This window comes from Paraburkholderia sp. BL6669N2 (genome assembly GCF_003387275.1).
In the GTDB taxonomy this organism is placed as follows: domain Bacteria; phylum Pseudomonadota; class Gammaproteobacteria; order Burkholderiales; family Burkholderiaceae; genus Paraburkholderia.
In genome coordinates this window covers 4,095,488-4,117,243 of sequence record NZ_QUNA01000002.1, presented here as the reverse complement: position 1 = coordinate 4,117,243, position 21,756 = coordinate 4,095,488, and the positions used below count along the sequence as shown (strand labels likewise).

Below are 21,756 nucleotides of genomic sequence, written 5' to 3'. Positions count from 1 at the left end.
CCCGCTGAACATGGCCGTTGCCGCCGTTCTATTGGTTTTTGTCCTTGGTTGCATCATCAAGCTTGCCTTGAGTTGATGGCCGAATAAGCACGGCGTCGCACTCGCCATTGGACGGCCCCACGCCACTTGCTGGCGCGGCCGATCCTCATCCGCACATCCTCCCTTTTTCCGCCGCGTCCGCTGACTTCGCTGACTTTCACGACGCGCGAAAGCCTCACGCGACACCGCTTCGCGCCATGACATAGGACGAAATAATTGTTGAATGGAGTTCGCGAGGTCACGCGCCCATACTTCGCTTCGCTGCCGGTGCGTACGAAACGAAACGCATGAGATCAAGGGTGCTTCACGTGCGAGACGTTCGCCGATGATCAACGATCCTACGGTTGCCCGATCATCGAGAGAACGTTCGAACATTCCGGCACCGCGTGCCGACGACAGGATCAACAATGTTGCCTACTTCAATGAAATTCCTCAGAAAAAATGCCGCCCGTCTGGCCTGCGTGGCGATGGTCTGCTGCAGCGCACTGCTGACCGGCTGCGCCGGCGGCAGCATCAAGGATGCAAGCGCGGCGAGCACGCCGGTCCAGGTACGCCCGGACAACATCTATGTCTACACCTTCGACGCCAATCCGGACCAGGTCAAACTGGACGGCGGCATGATGCAGAAACTGAAGACGCAGCTCGAAGGTTCGTCCGCCGCGCAAAAGCAGGCCGCCGATGCCGCCGAAGTCCGCGAGCAGGTCGCCGACGAAATCGTGCATCAATTGCAGTCGATGGGTCTGCGCGCGATCCGCTCGGACATCCCCGCGCCCGCCGACCAGAATGTGCTGCTCGTGCAGGGCAGCTTCGATACGATCGACTCGGGCAACCGCCGTCGCCGCCTGTTGATCGGCCTCGGTGCGGGCAAGAGCCAGGTGAGCAGTTCGGTGCAGATTCTGTATAAGCCCGCCGGCGGCGCGCCGCGTCTGGTGCAGACCTTCACCGCCAACGCCGACAGCGGCAAGGCGCCGGGCATGGTCGAGACTGCCGGCGTGGGCGCGGCGGCCGGCAGTATCGCAACCTCGGCGGCAGTCGGTGGCGGTCTGCATGCCGTATCGGAAAAGAAACGCGCCGGCGTCTCAGCCGACGCGAAGCGCCTCGCCGATGCGGTGGCCAAGCAGATTGGCGAGATCGGCGTAAGCGGTGGCTGGCTCTCGACGGAGCACGTCAAAGGCTGATAACCGGTCGCCGGTTGGTTGAATCACAGCGGTCGTGAACGGCGTGAACAACGCGCGGCAGAGTCGGAATTCGATCCGACTCTGCCGTTTGCTTTCAGGTCTTCGTATAACGCAGCCACACCGCACCGTGTTCCTTCTGCTCAACGGACGTGAGCTTCAGATACGCGGGTGCTTGCCACTTCTCCATTGCCACTTCGAACGAGGAAGGGTGTTCGCTGCGGCCATCCACTAGCGGCAAAATCAGCACGCTCACTTCGTCGACGAGGCCCGCGTTCACGAACGCGCCGCTCACGTGCGAACCGCCCTCCACGATCAGCTTCTTCACACCGAGTTCACGCGCCAGCGTTTGCACGACCTTGCCGAGATCGAGTTCGGTCTTGCCGCCGAATATGTACGACACGCCGATCGATTGCAGGTAAGCGAGGTAGTCGTCGGCAACCTGTTCGGTCAGCACTTCGACCACGTGCGACTTGAGCGCGGTGTTGCTCTTCCACGCCACGCGGCCCTGCGGATCGATTGAAATCGCGTACTGATCCGCTTTGCGTTCGACAAAGTGATCGGTGCGCGGCACGGCGCCCTTGGCGAGCCCTTTCGGATAATCCTTGCCGTGCGCAATTTCCTGCATGGTGACGCGTCCGCAGATCCAGCCGTCGGCTTCGAAAGTGGCTGCCGTGCTTTCGTACAGGTCCGAGGCGTAGTCGAGATGCCAGCCGTCCGTCAGGCTGCGGCCGTCCAGCGAGGACATCATGTGAGCGACGATATAAGGGTTCATGCGTCAAGCCTCCGTGTCAGGTCAATGAAGAAACCTTGCAGCAAGGGCTGTTCCGCATCGCGTTGATTCCGTTTGGGCAGGGTGCGTCACCTCGGTCGCGCGGCAAGCGGGCGATCCATCCGTGACCTTGCTAGGCAAGCCGCGGCGAATGCGCGACGCGATGTCATACCGTGCGGCTAGCGGCCGGCGGCCAGCGGCCAGCGGCCAGCGGCCAGCGGCCAGCGGCAAGCGGCTCAATATAGGCCGCCGTGATGCGGCGCCGGTCGCGCATCGGCCATGGCACGCAGCGACTCCAGTCCGCGTTTGATCCAGCTTTTCACCGTGCCGACCGGGGCATCGAGCGTATGCGCGATCTCCGATTGCGACTGCCCCCGGAAATAGGCGAGCGCGATCGCCTGACGCTGAACCGGCGCCAACCGGCTGAGATAGGAGGACAGACGCTCGGCATCCAGCGCGTACTCCTGCCAGACGTTCACGTAGGCGTCGCTCGCGGCAATGCGTTCGTCCAGTTCGTCAACATATATGCCGGAGTACGGACTGCGCCGCAAATAATCGAGCGCCTGATTCTTCACGATGGTCGACATCCACGTGGACGGTGAAGCCTTGCCCGGGTCGTACGAACCGGCGAAGCGCCAGATCTTGACGAAGCCTTCCTGCACCACTTCTTCGGCCGATTCGCTGGTGCGGGTGACGCGCACCGCAAGGCCGAACAGCGACGGCGCCGACGCCCGGTACAGCGCCTCGAACGCGCCGGCCTCGTGCCTCGCAACACGCTCGAGGAGCGCCGCGAGATACGCGCTCTTCTGATCCAGTGCGGACGCGCTGATGGTCGCGTCGGTCGAAGCATCATGTGACATTGCAGATCCTCCGGGACGGTGCGCGCGCCTTATTCGTGACCGGGCTGCGGCGACTGCGATCCGGCAAACCAGCCCTCTTCCCGCGCGACACGCTCAAGCGCCGCCTCGACCATCGCGCAAGCCCGGTTGCTGACGTCGCCCAGATAGCGGTGCAGCGCGGCGTCCTGCGCCGAGCGCGACGTGCACGCGTCGCTGTAGCGCTCGAACGCCGATAGCTTCATGACCAGTTCCGCGAGGTGACGCGGACATTCGCACGCGATTGTCGAAGAACGGCTGGCAATCACTTCCAGCTCGCGGTCGTCGTAGCGACGGCGCACGCGCGACCACACGGCGTCGTCGCCGATGCGTTCCTGAGTGCGGACGCGTTCGCACAGATCGCCGAGCATCTGACGGAATTCCGTGCGGCTGTCGGGCTCGCGATAAAGACGCACGCCCGCCACGCGCAGAATCTCCGCCGCCGGACCGGTGCCGAAGCTGTAGACGACCGCGATCGCTTTCGCGCGGACCGCGTCGCCGAGCGCGATGACCTGCGACGCGACGTCCTCTTGCAGGGAGTCGACGCTGACCAGCAAGGCATCGATCGGCGCGCCGCGCTCGGCGCTCGTTTCGCCACTGGCCGCGGCGATGGAGAGATCGGCAAACGCGAGCAGTTCGTTCACGCCATAGGGCCGCAAATCGACGCCCGACGCCCGAAAACGCTGCGCAAGGCCGCCGCCCACGAGGGCGAGCCTGAGATCGACGGACTCGACCAGCGGCAGGTCGGTTGCGCCGCCGCTCTCGCGTCCGCTGCGCGCAGCCAGAAACTGCAATTGCTCGCGGTCGAGCCGCGCGATCGCGCCGACCGCGTGGCCGCGGCTCACCAGCAGTTTGATCAGACTGAGTCGCCGGACGTCGTCTTCCGTGTACAGACGCTGGCCTGACGCGGTTTTGGCCGGCCCGACCACGCCGTAACGGCGCTCCCAGATCCGCAAGGTCGTAACCGGCATCCGGGCCAGACGCGCTGCCTCGCCGCTTCTGTAGCCCTGTTGAGCCGGTTGTTGCTCGTCAGATGAAGTCATCATGAAACCCTAAATGAGCCGATGTTCGTTTCAAGCATAGTTCGTTTCACGTACTTCGAAACGATTTATCGACTCACTGTCCGACGCTGAAACGGTATTTTTGATGCACCATGATTTTTAACGGCTACACGCACGCCACCCTGGAGACGGAATGAAATGTGCCGCCTGACCCGCCGCATAAAGCGGCGGAGCAAGCGGCACAATTTTCGCAACAGACCCGATGCGCCAACTCAGTCGCTTAAGCGACCTTATAGCGCTCCAGCCAATGAGCGTAAGGCGCCGGCAACGTCCACGACGGACGCTCGATGCCGAGCTTTTTCGCCGCATGATACGGCCAGTGCGGATCGGCCAGATGCGCGCGGCCGACCATCACCAGATCCAGTTGACCGTCCTTCACCGAACGGTCCGCCAGTTCCGGCGTGTCGATCCCCCACGCCGACGAAACCGGAATCCCGGCCTCGCGGCGCACCCGCTCGGCGATCGGCGCGAGAAACGCCGGCGCCCACGGAATCGCCGCCGTCGGCGTGGAAAAGCCGACGCTGACGCTCAGCATATCCAGTCCTTCGCGCTTGAAATTCCTCGCCAGTTCGATCGATTCGACAAGGGTTTCCTCGTCGCGGCCGTCGTACTCGATCACGCCGAAACGCGCCGTCAACGGCAGATGCTCCGGCCACACCTTGCGCACCGCCGCCAGCGTTTCGAGCAGGAAGCGGCTGCGGTTCTCCAGGCTGCCGCCGTAGGCGTCGTCGCGCTGGTTGGAGTGCGTAGAGAAGAAGCTCTGGCCGAGATAGCCGTGCGCGAAATGCAGTTCGAGCCATTCGAAGCCCGCGTCACGCGCACGCTTCGCGGCCGCGACGAAGTCTTCGCGAACGCGGGCGATGTCGTCGAGCGTCATGGCTTTCGGCACCTTCGGCAGACCGCCGCCGAATGCGATTGCCGACGGCGCGATGGGTTGCCAGCCGCGGCTGTCGTCGTCGGCGATGTGGTCGTCGCCTTCCCACGGACGGTTGGCGCTGGCCTTGCGCCCCGCGTGACCGATCTGGATGCCGGGCACCGAGCCCGCGGCCTTGATCGAGGCCACGACCGGCGCGAAAGCCTGCGCCTGCTCGTCCGTCCAGATACCGGCGCAGCCCGGCGTGATGCGGCCTTCAGGCGACACAGCCGTCGCCTCGACGATTACCAGACCCGCGCCGCCGCGCGCCAGTCCTGCCAGGTGGATGCGGTGCCAGTCGTTGATCAGGCCGTCTTCGGCGGTGTACTGGCACATCGGCGGAATCGCAATCCGGTTACGCAGGGAAACGTCTTTGAGCTTGTAGGGCTGGAACAATGCGGACATCAGGCTAAACTCCTCTGGACTTGCTTGTACGGTAGTTCGATAAACATCGAATAACGAAGTATCGCAGAAACCTTTATCATTTGCAGCATGCGCACTTATAACCACCCCGCCGCCGAGGATTTCGCGCTCGGGCGGCTCTTTCATGCACTCAGCGACCCGGTCCGCCTCGAGATCGTGCGGCGCCTCGCGTCGGTCGACGAGGCCACCTGCGGCGAACTCGACGGCGGCCGCCCGAAGTCGAGCGTGTCCCATCACTTCCGGATCCTGCGTGAGGCGGGTCTCGTGCGCACGCGCGTGGCCGGCACCGTGCATCAGAATTCGCTGCGGCGCGCGGAACTGGACGCCCGGTTTCCGGGCTTGATGGAGGCGATTCTCAAGCAGATCGTCGCGGAACCCGTGGAGAGCGAGCCGGCTTGATGTCACGGTGCGGCGTCACGCGCGCGATGATCCGCCGCTTCTATTCCCGCCAAAGCTTTCGCATCAGCGCGAGCAACGCCGTCGGGGCCGTGCCTTTTTGACAATACCCGTCGAAATTGTGACGCGCCTTGCCAGTTTCCTTCACGTGATCCTCGTCCAGCGACGTGAACGCGACAATGCCCAGACTCTGCGTCGGCAGATAGCTGCGTAGCGCGCTCGCGGTTTCGTAGCCGTCGCGCTCCGGCATCATGATGTCGAGCACCACCACGTCGGGCACCCAGTCCCGCACGCAACGCAGCGCCTGCTCGCAGCCGTCAGCGGCGCGAGCTTCGACGCCTTCATAGGAGAGATAGGTGGCGAGCGCTTCGGCGGCGCCGACGTTGTCGTCGACAACAAGTACGCGCGGCAATTCGTGCAATACCCGGATCTCACGGGCGCTCCATCTTTGGCAAGTAGCGGGGGTTCGGGACATAGGCGTGACCGCTTGCGATAGAAACATCAGCGGACAGCAAACGGCATACCAACGGCCCGGGAATCGGCGTCACGAAATCGGGGACGTTGCCTCTACCGTATCGCGCGCCGCTTCTTCACGTGCTGCGCACGCATGCCTGAGCGACGCCCCGAAGCCCAGCCACAACACCAGCGAACCGGTCGACACCGCGCCGAGCGCGATAAACGCGGCGGGATAACCGAAACGGTGCGCGAGAATTCCGCCCAACGCCGGGCTCAAGGCCGCGCCGGCGCCCTGCACCGTCATCACGACTCCCTGGGCGACGTTCACGCGCCCACTGCCTTCCAGCAGACGCACCACTAGCGCCGGCACCGCGACGCTCTGCAGACCCGCGCCGATGCCGTCCAGCGCTTGCACCGGCCACACGCCCCACGCGTGAATCACCGACGCGGCGATCAGCCCGCGCAGCGGCAGCGCGAGGAAAGTCAGCAGGATCACCCACCAGTAGCCGCGCCAGCGAATCAGCCGGTTCGCCAGCATGGCGGCCGCGACCATCACGAGTTGCGCGATGACGATGGTCTGCGCGGTGAACGCGCTCGGCTCGCCTTGACGAGCGGCGACGATCGCGAGCCCGTAGAGCGGCAGCATCGCCGCGTTGCCCAGGTGAAACAGGCCCAGCGCGGCGGCGAGCAGGAGCAACGGGCGCGATTGCAACAACACTCGCAAGCCGCTCGCCGGCGGTTCGCCAGTGGCGGCCGATGCGCCGGCGTCCGTGTCGGCGCCGGCGCCTCGCGCGGCCTCGTGATCGATGGCGTCGCCCGGAATCGACGCCACGGCGACGATCGACAGCAAGCCGAACAGCGCGCTCAGGACGAACACCGCGCCGAATCCGTAGCGCCAGCCCAGCCAGCCGGACAGCGCCGCCGCCACGACATTGCCGCCATGATTGGCGACCTGATTGCGGCCGAACTGCCGGTCGAAACCTTGCTGCCTGACCATGCCGAGCGTCATGCCCGCCAAGGCGGGGCCGATCGCCGCGCCGGTGATCGCGGTCGCCACCTGCGACGCCGCCACCATCCAGTAACCGTGCGAGATCCACAGCAGGCCGGACGCCAGCATCGTCATCAAGCCGGCGATCACGACCAGAGTGCGTTTATGCCGTGTCGCGTCGACCAGCGCCCCAGCCGGCGACGTCGCCAGCATGCCCGCGATGCCGCCGATCGTCATGACCGTGCCGATCTGATCGGCGCCCCAGCCGCGCGCCTGCAGGAACACGCCGAGAAACGGTCCGATACCCGCTTGCACATCGGCCACGAAGAAGTTCAGCGCCTCGAGCGCGCGCCGGGGGCTCACGATGCACTCTGCACGGTTGACCGCCGGCGCGCGTCGCGCGGCGAATGGTTCGGGCGTATCGGCTTCAACATGCGGACGACCTCACTGGCAAAGCGTGCCGGGATGGCGGCCAGCCCGATGCAACTCGTATGCCATCGGCACGCGAATGCCGCGCGTGCGTGCCGGCGCTCCCCGATGCCGCACAGCGCTGTCCGGTTCGTGGACAGCGACTGTCCAACGGCGCAACCGCGTGCCCGCGTCCGGCCGGCCCGCAATCCGGCCGGACGGCTAGCGTCGGCGCGAGCACCACGGGCCGGAATTTTGCTACTGTCTAGCTCCTGTCCTTCTCCGCGCACTTCATGGCCGCTGCTCCCCGACGTTTATCGTTCGCCAGTCAGCTAATCGTTTTCTGGCTGCTGGTTGCAGTGATGTGTGCCGCCCTGATCGGGATCGTGTGGTTCATGGCGCAAGCGAATCTTGGACGGCAGATCGGCGTCGCCCGTCAACAGGGGCTGGCCGGCTGCGAGACGATCGGATCGCGCTACGACCTGTCCGTCGACCGGGCGGCGGAGCCCGCCGCCACGCAGCCGGCGCCGCCCAACGTGCCGAACACCGACCTGATGCACGCGATCCTCGACATCGTGCTCGCGCAGATGGACGGCGTGGAAGGCGGCTTCTGGCGCCCGCAAGGCGCGCCGCGCGGCAGCTTCGACGCCTATGCGTTTCCGACCTATCAAGGCAGCGGCATCAAACGCGACATCCCCGATGCCGAGACGCCCTTGATCCTGCGCACCTTGCGCGCGGCATCCACCTCGCATACGGCGGCATCCGAATTCGTCGAAGGCCAGCAGGACGCCGTGATCGTCACCGCCTGTCCGGTGCCGCATCGGGATGGTTTGTTCGCATGGACCCTTTCGCGCGTGCATCCACCGCTCGGGCCGTCGGGCAAGGCGCTCGTGACCACGCTCGCGGTGCTGCTCGCGGTGATCGTCGGTATCGCGATCGCCCTTGGCGTTCTGCTGCGACGCTGGCGCGCCAATCTCGCGCGTATCGAGGCCGGTCTGAGCCGGCCCGCCGACCTGTTCACACCGATCGCACCAACCGGCGAGCCCGACCTCGACAAGATCGTCCACGCGTTCAACGCCTACGGCGCGCGCGCCACGTCCTTGCAGCAGCAGGCCGGCGAACTGCATGCGCAACTCGCAGCCGCGGAACGGTTCGCGGCAATCGGCCGGTTCTCCGCGCAAATGGCGCACGAAATCCGCAACCCCATCGGCGCGATGCGACTCAAGGCGGAAAATGCCCTGAACGGCGACGCCGAACGCAAGCAGCGCGCGCTCGGCGCGATCCTCGAACAGATTCAGCGGGTGGAGCGGCAGCTTTCGGGTCTGCTGGCGCTGACGCAACCCGTGCGTGTCGACGCCCACGCCGTCGACTTACGCGGTTGGCTGGCCGGGCGCGTGGAATGGCATCACGACGCAGCCGCACGGGCCGGTGTCGCGCTCGCGTTGGAGTGCGCCGAAGGGCTTCCCGCCCAGGCATCCTTCGACGCGGAGCAAATGGCGCGCGCCATCGATAATCTGCTCCTCAACGCTTTACGTCATACGCCATCGGGCGGCAACGTCACGTTGCACGCGGCGCGGCACGCCGAAACGCTGCGAATCGAAGTGACCGACGACGGACCCGGCGTGCCGCACGCCGAGCGCGAGCGCATTTTCGAACCGTTCGTGACCGGCCACGCGGCCGGTTCGGGGCTCGGCCTCGCCGTAGTACGGGAAATCGCCGCCGCGCATGGCGGGCGAGCCTTTTATGAAGCGCGCGAGCGCGGTGCCTGTTTTGTGATCGAGATCCCATGGCGCACATCCTGATCGTCGACGACGACGACGCATTTCGCGAAAGCCTCGCCGAAACGCTCGGCGACCTGGGGCATGTCATCGAACAGGCCGGCACAGGCGAGCAAGCGCTTACACAGCTTGCCGGCGACGCCCGCATCGATTGCATGTTTCTCGACATCAGGATGCCGGACCTGAGCGGCATCGACGTGCTCGAACGTCTGCGCGCCATGCCGCCGCGCGCGGCGCTGCCCGTGGTCGTGCTGACCGCCTTCGCCACCAGCGACAACACCATTCACGCCATGCGGCTCGGCGCTTTCGAGCACCTGACCAAGCCGGTCGGGCGCGATGCGATTGCGTCCCTGCTGCGCAAGATCGAAGCGTCCAATCGCGGCGCGGCGAATCCGGCGCTGCCGGCGTCGAACGAAGACGTCAGCGACGGCACGCCACGCCTGCTCGGCAACAGCGAGGCGCTGCGCGACGCGCAAAAGCAGATCGGCCGCGCCGCCGCCACGGATTCGACTGTCCTGATCACCGGCGAAACCGGCACCGGCAAGGAGGTCGCGGCGCGCGTCCTGCACGACGCGTCGCGGCGCCGCCATGCGCCCTTCGTCGCGATCAATTGCGCGGCGATTCCCGCTGACCTTCTGGAGAGCGAACTATTCGGCCACGCGCGCGGCGCCTTCACCGGCGCGGTGACGCAACGCGCCGGGCGCATCGCCGAGGCGAACGGCGGCACGCTGTTTCTCGACGAGATCGGCGACCTGCCGTTGCCCATGCAGGCCAAGCTGCTACGCGTGATTCAGGAACGCACGCTGACGCCGGTCGGCAGCAACACGAGTGTGCCAATCGACGTGAGGATCGTGGCCGCAACACACCGCGACCTCGCGGAGGAAGTGGTAGCGCGCACGTTCCGCGAGGATCTGTTCTACCGGCTCAACGTGATTCCGATTCATCTGCCGCCGTTGCGCGATCGCCCCGATGACATTCTCCCGCTGGCCGCGCACTTTCTCATCGCCGCCGCCAACCTGGCCGGTCCCGTGCGGACCCTAAGCGCCGATGCCGAACGACGCCTGCTCGCGCACACATGGCCGGGCAACGTACGCGAGTTGAAGAACGCGATGGAACGGGTCGCGGCACTCGCCCGCGGCCCGCTCGTGACCGCCGACGATCTGGCTTTTCTCACTGCGCCGCGTGCCGCCGCGAGCGGGATTCCCGCCGCGCTGCTCGATCTGCCGCTACAGCAGTCGATCGAATGGCTGGAGCGCGCGGCGATCGAACGCGCGCTGCAACAGACCGGCGGCAATCGCGCGGAAGCCGCGCGCCGCCTCGGCATCAGTCGTCAATCGCTCTATACGAAGATCGCCGCGTACAAGCTGGGGTGATGCGCTTGCCGGTGTCCATCCGGCTGACACCCCGCGTCCAGCCAGCCGACAGCCTGAACCGGACGCCGTGGCGCAAAGCCTTACGCGACAACGCATAGCGGCATGGCATGGTGGTTGCAAAGACTCCTGCACGACATTGCAGTCGAAGGAGTCTGACCATGAACCGTTTCAACCCGATCGCCCGCGCGGCGTCCGTGCTCGCCGTGATCGCCACGACGGCGGCTTGCGCGGCACAACCCGTGCCGCCGCAGCCAGGCGCGCCGCTACCGCCGCCGGCGCCGAGCGCCAACGCTCCGCTGCCGCCACCCTTCGCCGAAGCTCCGCGCGACGGCGCTCCCGCGACTGTGAGCGGCGTGCTTCAGCGTTTTGTGATCAACCCGGAAGGCGATGTCGACGGCATGCTGCTCGCCGACAACACGCTTGTCCGCTTCCCTCCGCATATCGGCACTCAAGTGGCCGCCGCCTTCGCGCCGGGCGCGACGGTCAACGTGAGCGGCTTCGCGCAGCCCGGCGGAACGCTGCGCGCCCGCCAGATCGCCGACGCGAACAACGGCCGCAGCGTTGTCGATCAACCGCCGCCGGCCGACGCCCAACGTCCGCCGAAGCTGCTCGCCGGCGTCGGACTCGTCAAGCTCGATGCAACCGGGCGCGTGCTGCGTGTCACCAGCGCGCCGCGCGGCGAACCCGACGGCGTGCTGCTCACCGACGGCACGGTGATCAAGCTGACGCCGCCCGCGGCCGCGCGCTTCGCCAACCTGCTGCAACCGGGCGCGACGATCGCGGCGCAAGGCTACGGCACGCGCAATCGCTATGGCGAATCGCTGCAGGCCACCGCTTTCGGCACGCCCGGCAATCTCACGGTGATTTACGACGTCCCGCCCAGGTAATCCCGACTCATCACTCGAACATAGGAGTTTCACCATGCATTGGATCGACCCCGCCTGCCTGCCCGAAACGCGCGGCAAAGTCGTGCTGTTCCTGCTCAATCCCCACGGCGACGCGGACGGCTTCATTCTTCAGCACGCCGACGGCACGCAGCAGCAGGTGCATTTCCCGCCTCATCTGGGCAAACAGATCGCGCGTCACATCGCGCCCGGCGACGCCGTACGTGTGCGCGGCGTGAAACCGCGCGGCGCCGAACTGATCGCCGCCGTCTCGCTGACGAGCCGGCAAGGCATCGAGATCGTCGATGACGGTCCACGCCCGCACGAACACGGTCCGAAACATGAACACGGCCCCGAGCACCACGGCGAGCCGATGGACGTGCAAGGCGAAGTCGTCATGCCGCTCTACGGACCGAAAGGAGAACTGCGCGGCGCGCTGCTGGAAGACGGCACGTCGCTGCGTATGCCGCCGCATGCCGCCGCCGAACTCGTCGCGTATCTGACGCCGGGCGTTCACGTGCAGGCATGGGGCCGTGGTGTGAAAAACCGGCTGGGTTGCACGGTCGATGTACACGACATCGCCGAACTGGTCGACGAGGAAATCGCGTCGGACGCCTGAGCGCATGTCAAGTGGCGGCCAACGACGCCGGTCGCCACGCACGTTCATACCGCTCACGCGTTACGGATGGTTGTACATCGCATTCCAATCCGCGCTGGGAACGGGCGCGCGCCCCGCCTCCGACGAACCACCCGCGGCGCCACCAAAACCGCTCGCCGCATGGCGTGCCGCCACCCGTCCTTCGGCAGCCTGAATATCGGCCGGATAGTTCGGATCCTCCCCACGGCCCGGGTTATAGCCGGCCTGTTCGAGTTCGAGCAACTCGGCACGCACCTGCGCACGGGTCACAGGCGAGTTCGATTGAGCAAACACCGCAGCCGGCGCTGCAAGGACAGCGGCAACCACAACGGCTTGAATAAGGGACTTCATGACGACGACCTCCACACTTCGCTTTGTTCTGCTACGAACAGCCCTGTTCGTAATTCAGTGACGACAGTCTAGAAAGGTCGGTGCTCGAGAATAAGGGCCGTGCGTGGAGAGGATTGTTCTCGAATGTGGATAAAGCGTGGCTGGGCCGCTCTATCTCGAAGCGAAGGTCGGCACGCAGGCGCTATCGGCGCGGAAAGAGACACAGATGCGTCTTCACATGGAGATTCGGATTTCCGCAGCGGTGGCCGGCGTAGTCGATCTGCTCGCCTGGTGCCAGGTCCGTCGGCGCCTTGTGCGCGGACGGACCCGGCTTGACGGCAACCGCCGGCTCGCCACCGCTGCCGGCACATCCCGCGAGGCTTGTGGCAAGGATCGCCGTCAAGGCAGATTTTTGCAGTAACGCGCGCATGTCGCCGCCTCGTCGTTCTCGGAGAAAGATGCGTCATCCTGCTCCGCGAAGCTCGCTGCCAGCATCACGCCAATATGACAAAAATCTCATGCGCGCGGCCGCGCGATCGCCGTTTCGTCGCTGCCGTGGGTCCTGACATTTTTCTCATGTTTCGGTCACGATTGCACACCACCGGCGCTTCACACTGAGCTCACGAATCGCCAAACGGCGGTCGTCACTCAGGAGATTTCACCATGAACGCTGCAAAACTCTTCACCCTGTCAGTCGCCGCCCTGACGATATTCGGCACGGCCTCGCAGCTTGCGCAGGCGCAAGGCAAGACTCGCGCGGAGGTGAAACAGGAACTGGTTCACGCGCAACACACCGGCGTGATTCCGTCCAGCAAGACGCAATACCCGCCAGACGCCAATACGATTGCCCGCAACAAGCAGACACACGCCATTACGTTGCATGGCGGTGAAAAGTCGCCCTCTCTGGACCAGCATGACAAGCTCGCCGCGAAGTAACGACACGTGCCGCCGGGAGAAGATGCCCGGCAGCATGCGTATGCCTGTTGCCGATGCACGGCGCGCCCTCACGCTTCGCGCACGTCGTCGCGTGCCGGGCGCGCCGCCACGTCGCGAGGTGATCAACCGTGGTTGGGAAAGCGCAGCCAGAAACGGGTGCGAACATGCGGCCGGCTTTCGAAGCCGCACTGTCCTCCGTGGCTCTTCATGATCGACTTCACGATGGCAAGACCCAGCCCTGTGCCCGATGCCGAACCGTGCCGCGAAGGGTCCACACGATAGAACCGCTCGAATATGCGTTCGAGATGGCGAGCTTCGATTCCCGCTCCCGAGTCCGACACGCTCAGCGTGGTCGCGTCCGGCTCCTCCTTGCAGTCGATGATAATGCTGGTCCCTTGCGGTGCCTGCACGAGCGCGTTCGACAGCAGGTTGCTGAGCGCGCGTTGAAAGAGCAGCAGATCGGCATGCACGGTGCCCTCGCCCGTCACCTTGATCTTGACGTGCACGTCTTCGGCCACGGTCTCGTAGTAGCCGGCGACGCGTTCGGCCTCCGCGACCGCGTCGAGTGAACGCAAGGACAGCAGCGTGTCGGCCTGATCGGAACGCGCGAGGAAAAGCATGTCTTCGATCATGCGCGACAGCCGCTGATACTCGTCCACGCTGGATTCGATCACGTCCCGGTAATCTTCCGCGCTTCGACGCTGTGACAATGCCACCTGAGCCGCGGCAAGCAGATTGGTGAGCGGCGTGCGCATATCGTGCGCCAGATTGGCGGAGAACTGGCTCAGCCGGGTAAACGATTCGTCGAGCCGCGCCAGCATGCCGTTAAAGGCCTGCTCCAGTTCCTTCAACTCGCCCGACACATGCAACTCCGGCAGCGGCTGCGCGAGGCCGCTCGTCGACATCGCCTCTGCACGGGCCACCAGCCTGCGCAGCGGGAGCAGACCCAGCATGGCGATGCCGTAGGCGAACGCGGCGGCCAGAAGCACACCCAACACTTCAATGACCAGCGCGGTGTACGCGTATGCGTTCAACAGACCCTGATCACTGGTTCGATCGTACTGAACCACGACGCGCATTTGCGGTCCGATGCCGTCGTTGAGCGGCGCGCTCTCCAGCAGATATCGAAGATTCGAACCGGCGCGCGTGAGCGCCACGCGCGCACGCTTCAGCCCAGTTGCGGAGAGCGGCGCATACGGCTTGAACCCCGCCGTGCTCAGCAGGCGCCGGCCGGCTGTATCGTAAATGGCCAGCCCCATGTGCGGATGCCCATGCAGGTGGTCGGTCAACGTCTGCGCATCGCCGGCAATGCCCTTCACAGTCTGGATCCCCGCCAGATGCGTGCGCAACGCCGCCATCGTGCCGGACATCTGCTCGATCGAGTTCGACTCGAGGCGGCCGCGCAGCGCCTGATAGAGCGCAAGCCCGCTCAGCGCAAGGATCGCGGACGTGGACAGGATGATGAGAACCGTGAGCCTTGCACGCAGCGTACGTGGCACCACGCGCCTGATCAATTGCCGCCGCCCCGGTTTTCCAGCACATAGCCCATGCCTCTCACGGTGTGGATGAGCTTGGGTTCGTAGGCGTCGTCGATCTTGGAGCGCAGCCGCCTGATTGCCGAATCGACCACATTCGTATCGCTATTGAAGTTCATGTCCCACACTTGCGACGCGATCGTTGCGCGTGGCAGGATTTCCCCTTCCTTGCGCATGAGCAGCCACAGCAGCGTGAATTCCTTGGCGGTGAGCAGGATCACGTCGTTTTGCCGGGTCGCCTTACGCCGCGTCAGATCCAGTTCGAGATCCGCGACCTTCAGCAACGCGGATTCGCGTGGCTTGCCGCGCCGCAGGATAGACCTCACGCGCGCGACCAGTTCGACGAAGTCGAACGGCTTCGCAAGGTAGTCGTCGGCGCCGAGTTCCAGTCCCTTGACGCGGTCTCCCACGTCGTCGCGCGCAGTGAGAAACAGCACCGCCGTGCACCGTGTGCGGCGCAGGTTTTGCAGCAGCGTCCAACCGTCCTGTCCGGGCAACATGACGTCGAGGATCAGCAGGTCGTAGTCTTCCGTCTCCGCCTGATGCTGTCCCGTCACACCGTCTTGCGCCCAATCGACAACGTAGCCCGCCTCCGACAAGCCCTTTCGCAAATAGGCGCCGGTCTTCGGCTCGTCTTCCACCAGCAGAATCCGCATTTGCCGCTACCTCGAAAAAATGCCCAGCCGCCGCAGCAGCTGAGCGGGCGACGTTTTCGCCAGCCAGCCCGATGCAGCGGCGCGCCATGACGACGAATGAGCCGACCGGTACAGTACGGGCAAGACCAGCAATGTCAAGGCCGTGGACGACAGGATGCCGCCGATGACCACCGTTGCCAACGGACGCTGCACCTCCGAGCCCGTGCCGGTTGCGAACGCCATCGGCAAAAAGCCGAGCGACGCGACGAGTGCTGTCATGAGCACGGGCCGCAGCCGTGTCAAGGCGCCCTCCTGGACGGCCGCGTCCAGCGCCGTGCCTTCATCGCGCAGGTTCCGGATGAAGGAAATCATGACGAGCCCGTTAAGGACTGCGACACCCGACAGCGCGATGAACCCCACCGCCGCGGTAATGGACAGCGGAATGCCCCGCAGCCAGAGCGACAGCACGCCGCCGCTCAGTGCGAATGGAATACCCGTGAAGACTAGCAAGCCATCCTTAGCATTATTGAACATAATGAACAGCAGAACAAACACCATGAAGAGCGAAAGCGGCACCACCAGCTTCAGGCGCTCGCTCGCGCTTTGCAACTGCTCGAACTGGCCGCCCCACGACAACCAGTAACCGGAAGGCACCTGGACGTCCTGACGGATCTGCTCGCGCGCGTCCGCCACGAACGAGCCGACATCGCGCCCACGGACATTCGCGCTCACCACCACACGCCGCTTGCCATCTTCGCGGCTGATCTGGTTGGGACCAGGCGCGACATCGACCGTGGCCAGTTCGGCGAGCGGCACATACGGCGCCTGCGCGAGCGGCACGCTGCCGCCCGCCGCCGCGGCAAACGGCAACGCGATCGGCAAGCGCTTGATCGCTTCGATGTCCGAGCGAAGTTCGTCCGGCAAGCGCACGACGATATCGAAACGCCGGTCGCCCTGAAACAGCGTGCCGGTTTTCTGGCCGCCCACCGCGGCCGCGACCGTGTCCTGAACGTCGCCTACCGTGACGCCATAGCGCGCCAGCTTGTCTCGGTCCACGTTGATGGTGAGAACCGGCAAGCCGCCGGTTTGTTCGATCTTGACCTCCGCGGCGCCCGGCACTTTCTGCAAGGCCGCCGCGATCTTCTTGCCTGTGTCGCTGAGCACCCCCATGTCGTCACCGAAGAGTTTTACCGCGACATCGCTGCGCACGCCAGAGATCAATTCGTTGAAACGGAGTTGAATCGGCTGGGAAAATTCATAACTGTTCCCCGGCAATTCACCAAGAACGGCTTCGATCTCCGCAACGAGTGTGTCGCGCGACTTGTTCGGGTCCGGCCATTTGTCGGTCGGCTTGAGCATGATGTAGCCGTCGGACAGGTTGGGCGGCATCGGATCCGCCGCGATTTCCGCTGTCCCTGTACGGGCAAAGACGCGCTCGATTTCGGGAAACCGTTGCTTCAACGTTTTCTCAATAGATTTTTGCATGTCGACCGATTGGGACAGACTCGTACCCGGAATGCGCAATGCAGCGACGGCCAGGTCGCCCTCGTTCAGACTCGGGATGAACTCGCTGCCCAGGCGCGCCGCGAGGCCGATACTCAGCGTGACGATCAGGAACGCGCCCGCCAGCACGCGTTTCGGGCGCGCGAGGCAAGCGCTGAGCAGCGGCTCATAGACGCGCCTCGCCCAACCCATCAAGCCGTTTTCCTTTTCTTCGACGCGCTTGCCGATAAACAACGCCACCGCGGCGGGGATGAAGGTGACCGTCAATAGCATTGCGGCAGCAAGCGCCATCACGACCGTCACCGCCATCGGGTGAAACATCTTCGCCTCGACGCCGGTGAGCGCGAAAATCGGCAGATAGACCACCATGATGATCAGTTGACCGAATATCAGCGCGCGCCGCGCTTCCTGCGACGCGCCGAAGACTTCGGCGAAACGCTCCTCGCGGCTCAGCGGCCGGCCGGCGAGCGCCTGCGCGTGAGCCAGCCGCCTCACACAGTTTTCGACAATCACAACCGCGCCGTCGACGATGATCCCGAAGTCGAGTGCGCCCAGACTCATGAGGTTCGCGCTCACCTTCGCATTGACCATGCCGGTGAAGGTCATCAGCATCGACAGCGGAATGACGAGCGCCGTGATCAGCGCCGCGCGCAGGTTGCCGAGAAATAGGAACAGCACGACGATCACGAGCACCGCGCCTTCGAGCAGGTTCTTCTTCACTGTCTGCACGGCTTTCTCAACCAGCACGGTGCGGTCGTACACGGGAATCGCGCGCACGCCTCGCGGCAAGCTGCGGTTGACGTCCTCCATCTTGACGGAGACCGCCTTGGCGACGGTGCGGCTGTTCTCCCCGATCAGCATGAACACCGTACCGAGCACGACCTCTTCGCCGTTCGAGGTCGCGGCGCCCGTGCGCAATTCACGGCCGATATCCACCTGTCCGACATCCTTGATGCGAACCGGCACGCCGCCGATGTTGGTGATCACGACATTGGCGATGTCGTCGACCGAGCGAGCCTGACCGGGCACGCGCACGAGATACTGCTCGCCACGTTTTTCGATATAGCCCGCGCCGACGTTGGCGTTGTTGCGGTCGATCGCGCGCACCACGTCCGCGAGCGTCAGGCCGTGAGACATGAGCTTGGCGGGACTCGGCGCGACCCGGAACTCCTTGACGTAGCCGCCGATGGAATTCACCTCGGTGACACCTGGAACATTGCGCAACTGAGGCTTGACGACCCAGTCCTGAAGCTCGCGCAGATCCACCGGCGTGTAGCGGGTGCCGTCGGGCTTGACGGCCGACGCGTCGGCTTCCACCGTCCAAAGGTAGATTTCGCCGAGACCCGTGGAGGTCGGCCCCATCGCCGGCGTCGCGCCGGGCGGCAGCTTGTCTCTGGCTTCCTGAATCCGTTCGTTGACGAGCTGACGCGCGAAATAGATGTCGGTACCGTCCTTGAAGATCACCGTGACCTGAGACAGGCCGTAGCGGGAGATGGAGCGCGTCTGCGCCAGATTCGGAAGACCGGCCATCGCGGTCTCCACCGGATACGTGATGCGTTGCTCGGCTTCGAGCGGCGAATAGCCCGGCGCCGCGGTGTTGATCTGCACCTGAACGTTGGTGATGTCGGGCACGGCGTCGATGGGCAGCTTCTGATAGCTGTACACGCCCCATCCCGCGATGGCGGCCATGGCCAGCATGACCAGCCAGCGGTGCGCGATGGCAAAGCGAATCAGTCTTTCGAACATGCGAAGGGTCCTTGGAAAACCGGGGCTCGGAAAAGCGGTCTCTGCCAAAGGCAGATCACGGCAGCTTCATGGCGGCGAGGCGTCAGTCTTCCCCGGCGCTGCCCTTTCCGAGTTCGGCCTTGAGGACGAAGCTGTTCGCAGCGGCGTACGTTTGACCCGGCCGAAGTCCTTTCAGCACTTCGATGACCTTGTCGTCGCGCCGTCCCGTCTCGACCGCTTGCGCAACAAAACCGCCCGGCGATTGCACGAAGATCGCGGGCGCGCCGTCGATCTCCTGCAGCGCGTCGCTCGCGACCGCGAGCGGCACGCTTTGCTTGCCGGCATCCACCGATACATTGACGAACATGCCCGGCCGCCAGACGCCGTCCGGATTCGGCAGCACGACGCGCGCCGGCGCGGTGCGGGTCTGCTCGCCGAGCAACGCGCCGACGTAGGCGATCGGGCCGTTCGACTTCGAGTCGAACGCGGTGGCGCTGACCGTCGCTTCGCGGCCGACACGCACATCGTTCAGACGCTGCGCAGGCACCGCCATTTCGGCCCACACGGACGAGAGATCGGAGAGAACGAACACCTTGGCATCCGCCGCGATTGCCTCGCCGGGCGTCACGTGCTTTTCGACCAGTGTTCCGGCAAACGGCGCGCGCAATTCGTAACGGTTCAACGCGCCGCCCGATGGCGGCGCATTCAGCGCGGCCAGCTTCGCGCGGGCGTTTTGCGTGGCGATCTCCGCTTCGCGCAACACCACCTGCGCCTGGAGATAGTCCTGCTCGGCCGAGATACGCTCCTGCCACAGCGTCTTTTCGCGTTGGTACGAAGTCCGCGCGGCAGCGAGGCGGCGCTCCGCGCTCAACAGCTCGCTTCGGCGATCCGCAAGATCGGTGCTGGCGATGACGGCCAGCACTTGCCCCTGCACGACTTTCTCGCCGATCGAGACATTTACCCGCTCGACGATGCCCGCCACGCGCGGCACGACGTGGGCTGTCCGATCCTCATTGAATCTGATCTCACCGGGAAACTGGAAGGCCGCGAGAATCTGCGCGGGACCGGCGCGGTCGAGACGAATCCGCGCCGCCTCGATTTGCGCCGCGCTGAGCGCGATCGCCCCATCGGCACGCGAAAACACGAACGAGGCGGATTGCCCGCGCCACTGGAGGTCGATGGATGCGTCGAAGACGTGAGGCTTCGCGATCGGTTCCGCGGACGTCAGCTTCTGCCCCGCCCACGCGAATCGCAATGGCTGGATCGAACCGTCGTAACGCTTGATCGAACCCGACACGCCCACGTCCTTGTCGGCGGGTTTGCCTTCGACAAAAGGATAGACGACGAGCCGCGCGTCGCCCGGCTTCTCGGACAGGACGACTTCGGCGGCTAGCGCGCCATTTCGGAATACGGTGCCGCCATGCTGGCCGGGCGCAGCCGTTGCGCTTGCCGACGTGCCGGCAGCGCCCGAAGCACCCGCGGTTTCCGACGGCACCCGTGTCATCGCGAACACGGCGAGCGCGACGCTCACGCCGCTAAGCGTCGCCGCAGTGGCGACCATGAGTTTTTTTCTACTCAGCATGAGAAGTCCTTCAAGGTAGACGGGGCGCGCGGCCAGGCAGCGGGACGCCGACCAGACGATCGATTTCGGCGTAGGCGAGGTGCGCATCGGTCAATGCCTGCACGTATTGCGACTGGCCCTGAAACAGCGTGCGCTGCGCATCCAGGACGTCGAGGAAGCTGAACTTGCCGAGCTCATAGCCGCGCGACATTGCGTCGAGCGCCTCGCGCGCGGCCGGCAGGACATCCGTTTTCAGACGCCGCGCTTCCAGGCTCGACCGCTCGTAATTGGCGTACGCCTGAGTCAGATCGAGTTGCAGGCGCGCCTTTTCACTGGCGAAATCGGCGCTCGCTTTCTCGGCTTTGTGCACCGATTCGAGCAGCGCACCCCGGTTGGTGTCGAACAGCGGAAGCGGAATCGAAACGCCGACCACCGCCTGGTTGCCCGGCACCCCGCCGGTCACGACCCGCTTCATGCCCGCGCTGAACGTGATATCGGGGATACGTTTCGCGCGCTCGACGGCGATCGCGGCGTTGCTGCGCTGCGTCTCAGCCTGGGCGGCGCGCGCGAGCGGCGCGTCCGACAGTTGGGGCAACAGTCCGGCGAGCGGTTCGAGCGCCGGCACGTTTTCGATGTCGCCCGCCACAGCACGTCCACGCGCGAGCGGACTGCCCGTCACGTTCGAAAGCCTTTCCGCAGCGATGGTCAGCCGCGAGGCCGCGTTGGCCTGTTCGATTTGAACGCCGGTTGCGGCGACCCGCGCTTTGGTCGCCTCGACCGGCGACACCTTGCCGGCCCGCGCGCGTTTGTCCGCCAGTTCCGCCGATCTCGTCGCGATGTCCGCGGACTCGCGCGCCACCTGCAACTGACGCTGCGCCGCGAGCAAGCCGTAAAACGCGGCGATGACGTCCGAGCGTAGGGCCGCGCCGCGCGCATCGAGCGACGCGAGCGCCACTTCACGCCCATAAGAGGCGACGTCGAGGCGCGCCTGACGCTTACCGCCGAGTTCGACGGTCTGATTGACGAGCGCCGTCGACGTGCGCTCCATGCCGCCGAATCCTTCCTGCAGCAGCGAGATTTGCGGATTGGGGCGGGCGCCTGCCTGCATGAACGTGCCGCGCGACGCGTCGGCTTCGGCGCGCGCGCCGCGCAGCAACGGGTTGTTCTCGGCGGCGATACCGAGCGCCTCGTCGAGCGACAGGGCGGCACCTTCGGGAGGCGCAGCTTGTGCGATTGGTGATGAAGGTCGATTGTCTTGCGCCAGCGGCGCAGCGGATTGCGCGACGGCCGGGTTCACCGCAGCGATCGCGAGTGCGGCAGCCAGGATGCGGGTGAGCATGGTGATGTGACATG

At 65.2% G+C, this 21,756-nt stretch carries 20 protein-coding genes; 8 read left to right on the top strand and 12 right to left on the bottom strand.

Going from position 1 to position 21,756, the window contains the following annotated elements:
• Window positions 1-446 precede the first annotated feature (446 nt).
• Window positions 447-1,217 carry a DUF4410 domain-containing protein gene (locus B0G80_RS41120; RefSeq protein ID WP_408969231.1) on the top strand — a complete coding sequence of 257 codons (771 nt, stop codon included), beginning with the start codon at window positions 447-449 and terminating at the stop codon, window positions 1,215-1,217.
• 94 nt (window positions 1,218-1,311) lie between these two features.
• Here B0G80_RS41120 and B0G80_RS41115 read toward each other — a convergent pair whose 3' ends face one another.
• From B0G80_RS41115 to B0G80_RS41100, 4 genes are all read right to left on the bottom strand, one after another.
• On the bottom strand, window positions 1,312-1,989 hold the full coding sequence (locus tag B0G80_RS41115; RefSeq protein WP_116123254.1) for a dihydrofolate reductase family protein: 678 nt from the start codon (window positions 1,987-1,989) through the stop codon (window positions 1,312-1,314).
• 233 nt (window positions 1,990-2,222) lie between these two features.
• Entirely contained in the window at window positions 2,223-2,846 is a 624-nt protein-coding gene (locus B0G80_RS41110; protein WP_116123253.1) for an RNA polymerase sigma factor, read from the bottom strand.
• Between the two features lie 29 nt (window positions 2,847-2,875).
• A complete protein-coding gene (locus B0G80_RS41105) occupies window positions 2,876-3,907 on the bottom strand; it encodes a MerR family transcriptional regulator (protein ID WP_116123252.1) in 1,032 nt (343 codons plus the stop codon).
• A gap of 235 nt (window positions 3,908-4,142) precedes the next feature.
• The gene (locus B0G80_RS41100; protein WP_116123251.1) at window positions 4,143-5,240 is read right to left on the bottom strand and encodes an NADH:flavin oxidoreductase/NADH oxidase; all 1,098 of its coding nucleotides are present in this window, start codon (window positions 5,238-5,240) and stop codon (window positions 4,143-4,145) included.
• 87 nt (window positions 5,241-5,327) lie between these two features.
• Between B0G80_RS41100 and B0G80_RS41095 the strand changes: the two genes are divergently transcribed.
• Window positions 5,328-5,657, top strand: a complete 330-nt coding sequence (locus B0G80_RS41095) for a helix-turn-helix transcriptional regulator (protein WP_116123250.1) — start codon at window positions 5,328-5,330, stop codon at window positions 5,655-5,657.
• Window positions 5,658-5,697: 40 nt separating this feature from the next.
• Here B0G80_RS41095 and B0G80_RS41090 read toward each other — a convergent pair whose 3' ends face one another.
• Window positions 5,698-6,129: a response regulator gene (locus B0G80_RS41090; RefSeq protein ID WP_181196471.1), complete on the bottom strand. Its 432-nt coding sequence runs from the start codon at window positions 6,127-6,129 to the stop codon at window positions 5,698-5,700.
• A gap of 69 nt (window positions 6,130-6,198) precedes the next feature.
• Entirely contained in the window at window positions 6,199-7,461 is a 1,263-nt protein-coding gene (locus B0G80_RS41085; RefSeq protein WP_116123249.1) for an MFS transporter, read from the bottom strand.
• Between the two features lie 338 nt (window positions 7,462-7,799).
• Here B0G80_RS41085 and B0G80_RS41080 point away from each other — a divergent pair, with 338 nt between their 5' ends.
• The 4 genes from B0G80_RS41080 to B0G80_RS41065 all read left to right on the top strand — a co-directional run bounded on the left by B0G80_RS41080 (window position 7,800) and on the right by B0G80_RS41065 (window position 12,160).
• Entirely contained in the window at window positions 7,800-9,308 is a 1,509-nt protein-coding gene (locus B0G80_RS41080; RefSeq protein WP_116123248.1) for a HAMP domain-containing sensor histidine kinase, read from the top strand.
• Entirely contained in the window at window positions 9,293-10,657 is a 1,365-nt protein-coding gene (locus B0G80_RS41075) for a sigma-54 dependent transcriptional regulator (RefSeq protein ID WP_116123247.1), read from the top strand. The genes B0G80_RS41080 and B0G80_RS41075 overlap by 16 nt, the downstream gene beginning before the upstream one ends.
• A gap of 158 nt (window positions 10,658-10,815) precedes the next feature.
• Window positions 10,816-11,544, top strand: a complete 729-nt coding sequence (locus B0G80_RS41070) for a hypothetical protein (protein WP_116123246.1) — start codon at window positions 10,816-10,818, stop codon at window positions 11,542-11,544.
• 34 nt (window positions 11,545-11,578) lie between these two features.
• Complete coding sequence (locus B0G80_RS41065; protein ID WP_116123245.1) at window positions 11,579-12,160, top strand: hypothetical protein; 582 nt, start codon at window positions 11,579-11,581, stop codon at window positions 12,158-12,160.
• A gap of 60 nt (window positions 12,161-12,220) precedes the next feature.
• On the opposite strand, the gene B0G80_RS41060 is transcribed toward B0G80_RS41065, so the two are convergent.
• A complete protein-coding gene (locus tag B0G80_RS41060) occupies window positions 12,221-12,529 on the bottom strand; it encodes a DUF4148 domain-containing protein (RefSeq protein WP_116123244.1) in 309 nt (102 codons plus the stop codon).
• 136 nt (window positions 12,530-12,665) lie between these two features.
• On the opposite strand from B0G80_RS41060, the gene B0G80_RS46270 reads away from it, so the two are divergent.
• Together B0G80_RS46270 and B0G80_RS41050 are read left to right on the top strand one after the other, a co-directional pair.
• Window positions 12,666-12,929: a hypothetical protein gene (locus B0G80_RS46270; RefSeq protein ID WP_181920172.1), complete on the top strand. Its 264-nt coding sequence runs from the start codon at window positions 12,666-12,668 to the stop codon at window positions 12,927-12,929.
• Between the two features lie 242 nt (window positions 12,930-13,171).
• Window positions 13,172-13,444, top strand: a complete 273-nt coding sequence (locus tag B0G80_RS41050) for a DUF4148 domain-containing protein (RefSeq protein ID WP_116123243.1) — start codon at window positions 13,172-13,174, stop codon at window positions 13,442-13,444.
• Window positions 13,445-13,566: 122 nt separating this feature from the next.
• On the opposite strand, the gene B0G80_RS41045 is transcribed toward B0G80_RS41050, so the two are convergent.
• From B0G80_RS41045 to B0G80_RS41025, 5 genes are all read right to left on the bottom strand, one after another.
• On the bottom strand, window positions 13,567-14,958 hold the full coding sequence (locus tag B0G80_RS41045; protein ID WP_116123242.1) for a heavy metal sensor histidine kinase: 1,392 nt from the start codon (window positions 14,956-14,958) through the stop codon (window positions 13,567-13,569).
• Entirely contained in the window at window positions 14,955-15,635 is a 681-nt protein-coding gene (irlR, locus tag B0G80_RS41040) for a heavy metal response regulator transcription factor IrlR (protein WP_116123241.1), read from the bottom strand. The genes B0G80_RS41045 and irlR overlap by 4 nt, the downstream gene beginning before the upstream one ends.
• A gap of 6 nt (window positions 15,636-15,641) precedes the next feature.
• A complete protein-coding gene (locus tag B0G80_RS41035; RefSeq protein WP_116123240.1) occupies window positions 15,642-18,863 on the bottom strand; it encodes an efflux RND transporter permease subunit in 3,222 nt (1,073 codons plus the stop codon).
• Window positions 18,864-18,945: 82 nt separating this feature from the next.
• Window positions 18,946-20,421: an efflux RND transporter periplasmic adaptor subunit gene (locus B0G80_RS41030; RefSeq protein ID WP_116123937.1), complete on the bottom strand. Its 1,476-nt coding sequence runs from the start codon at window positions 20,419-20,421 to the stop codon at window positions 18,946-18,948.
• Between the two features lie 13 nt (window positions 20,422-20,434).
• On the bottom strand, window positions 20,435-21,742 hold the full coding sequence (locus tag B0G80_RS41025) for a TolC family protein (RefSeq protein WP_116123239.1): 1,308 nt from the start codon (window positions 21,740-21,742) through the stop codon (window positions 20,435-20,437).
• Window positions 21,743-21,756 lie beyond the last annotated feature (14 nt).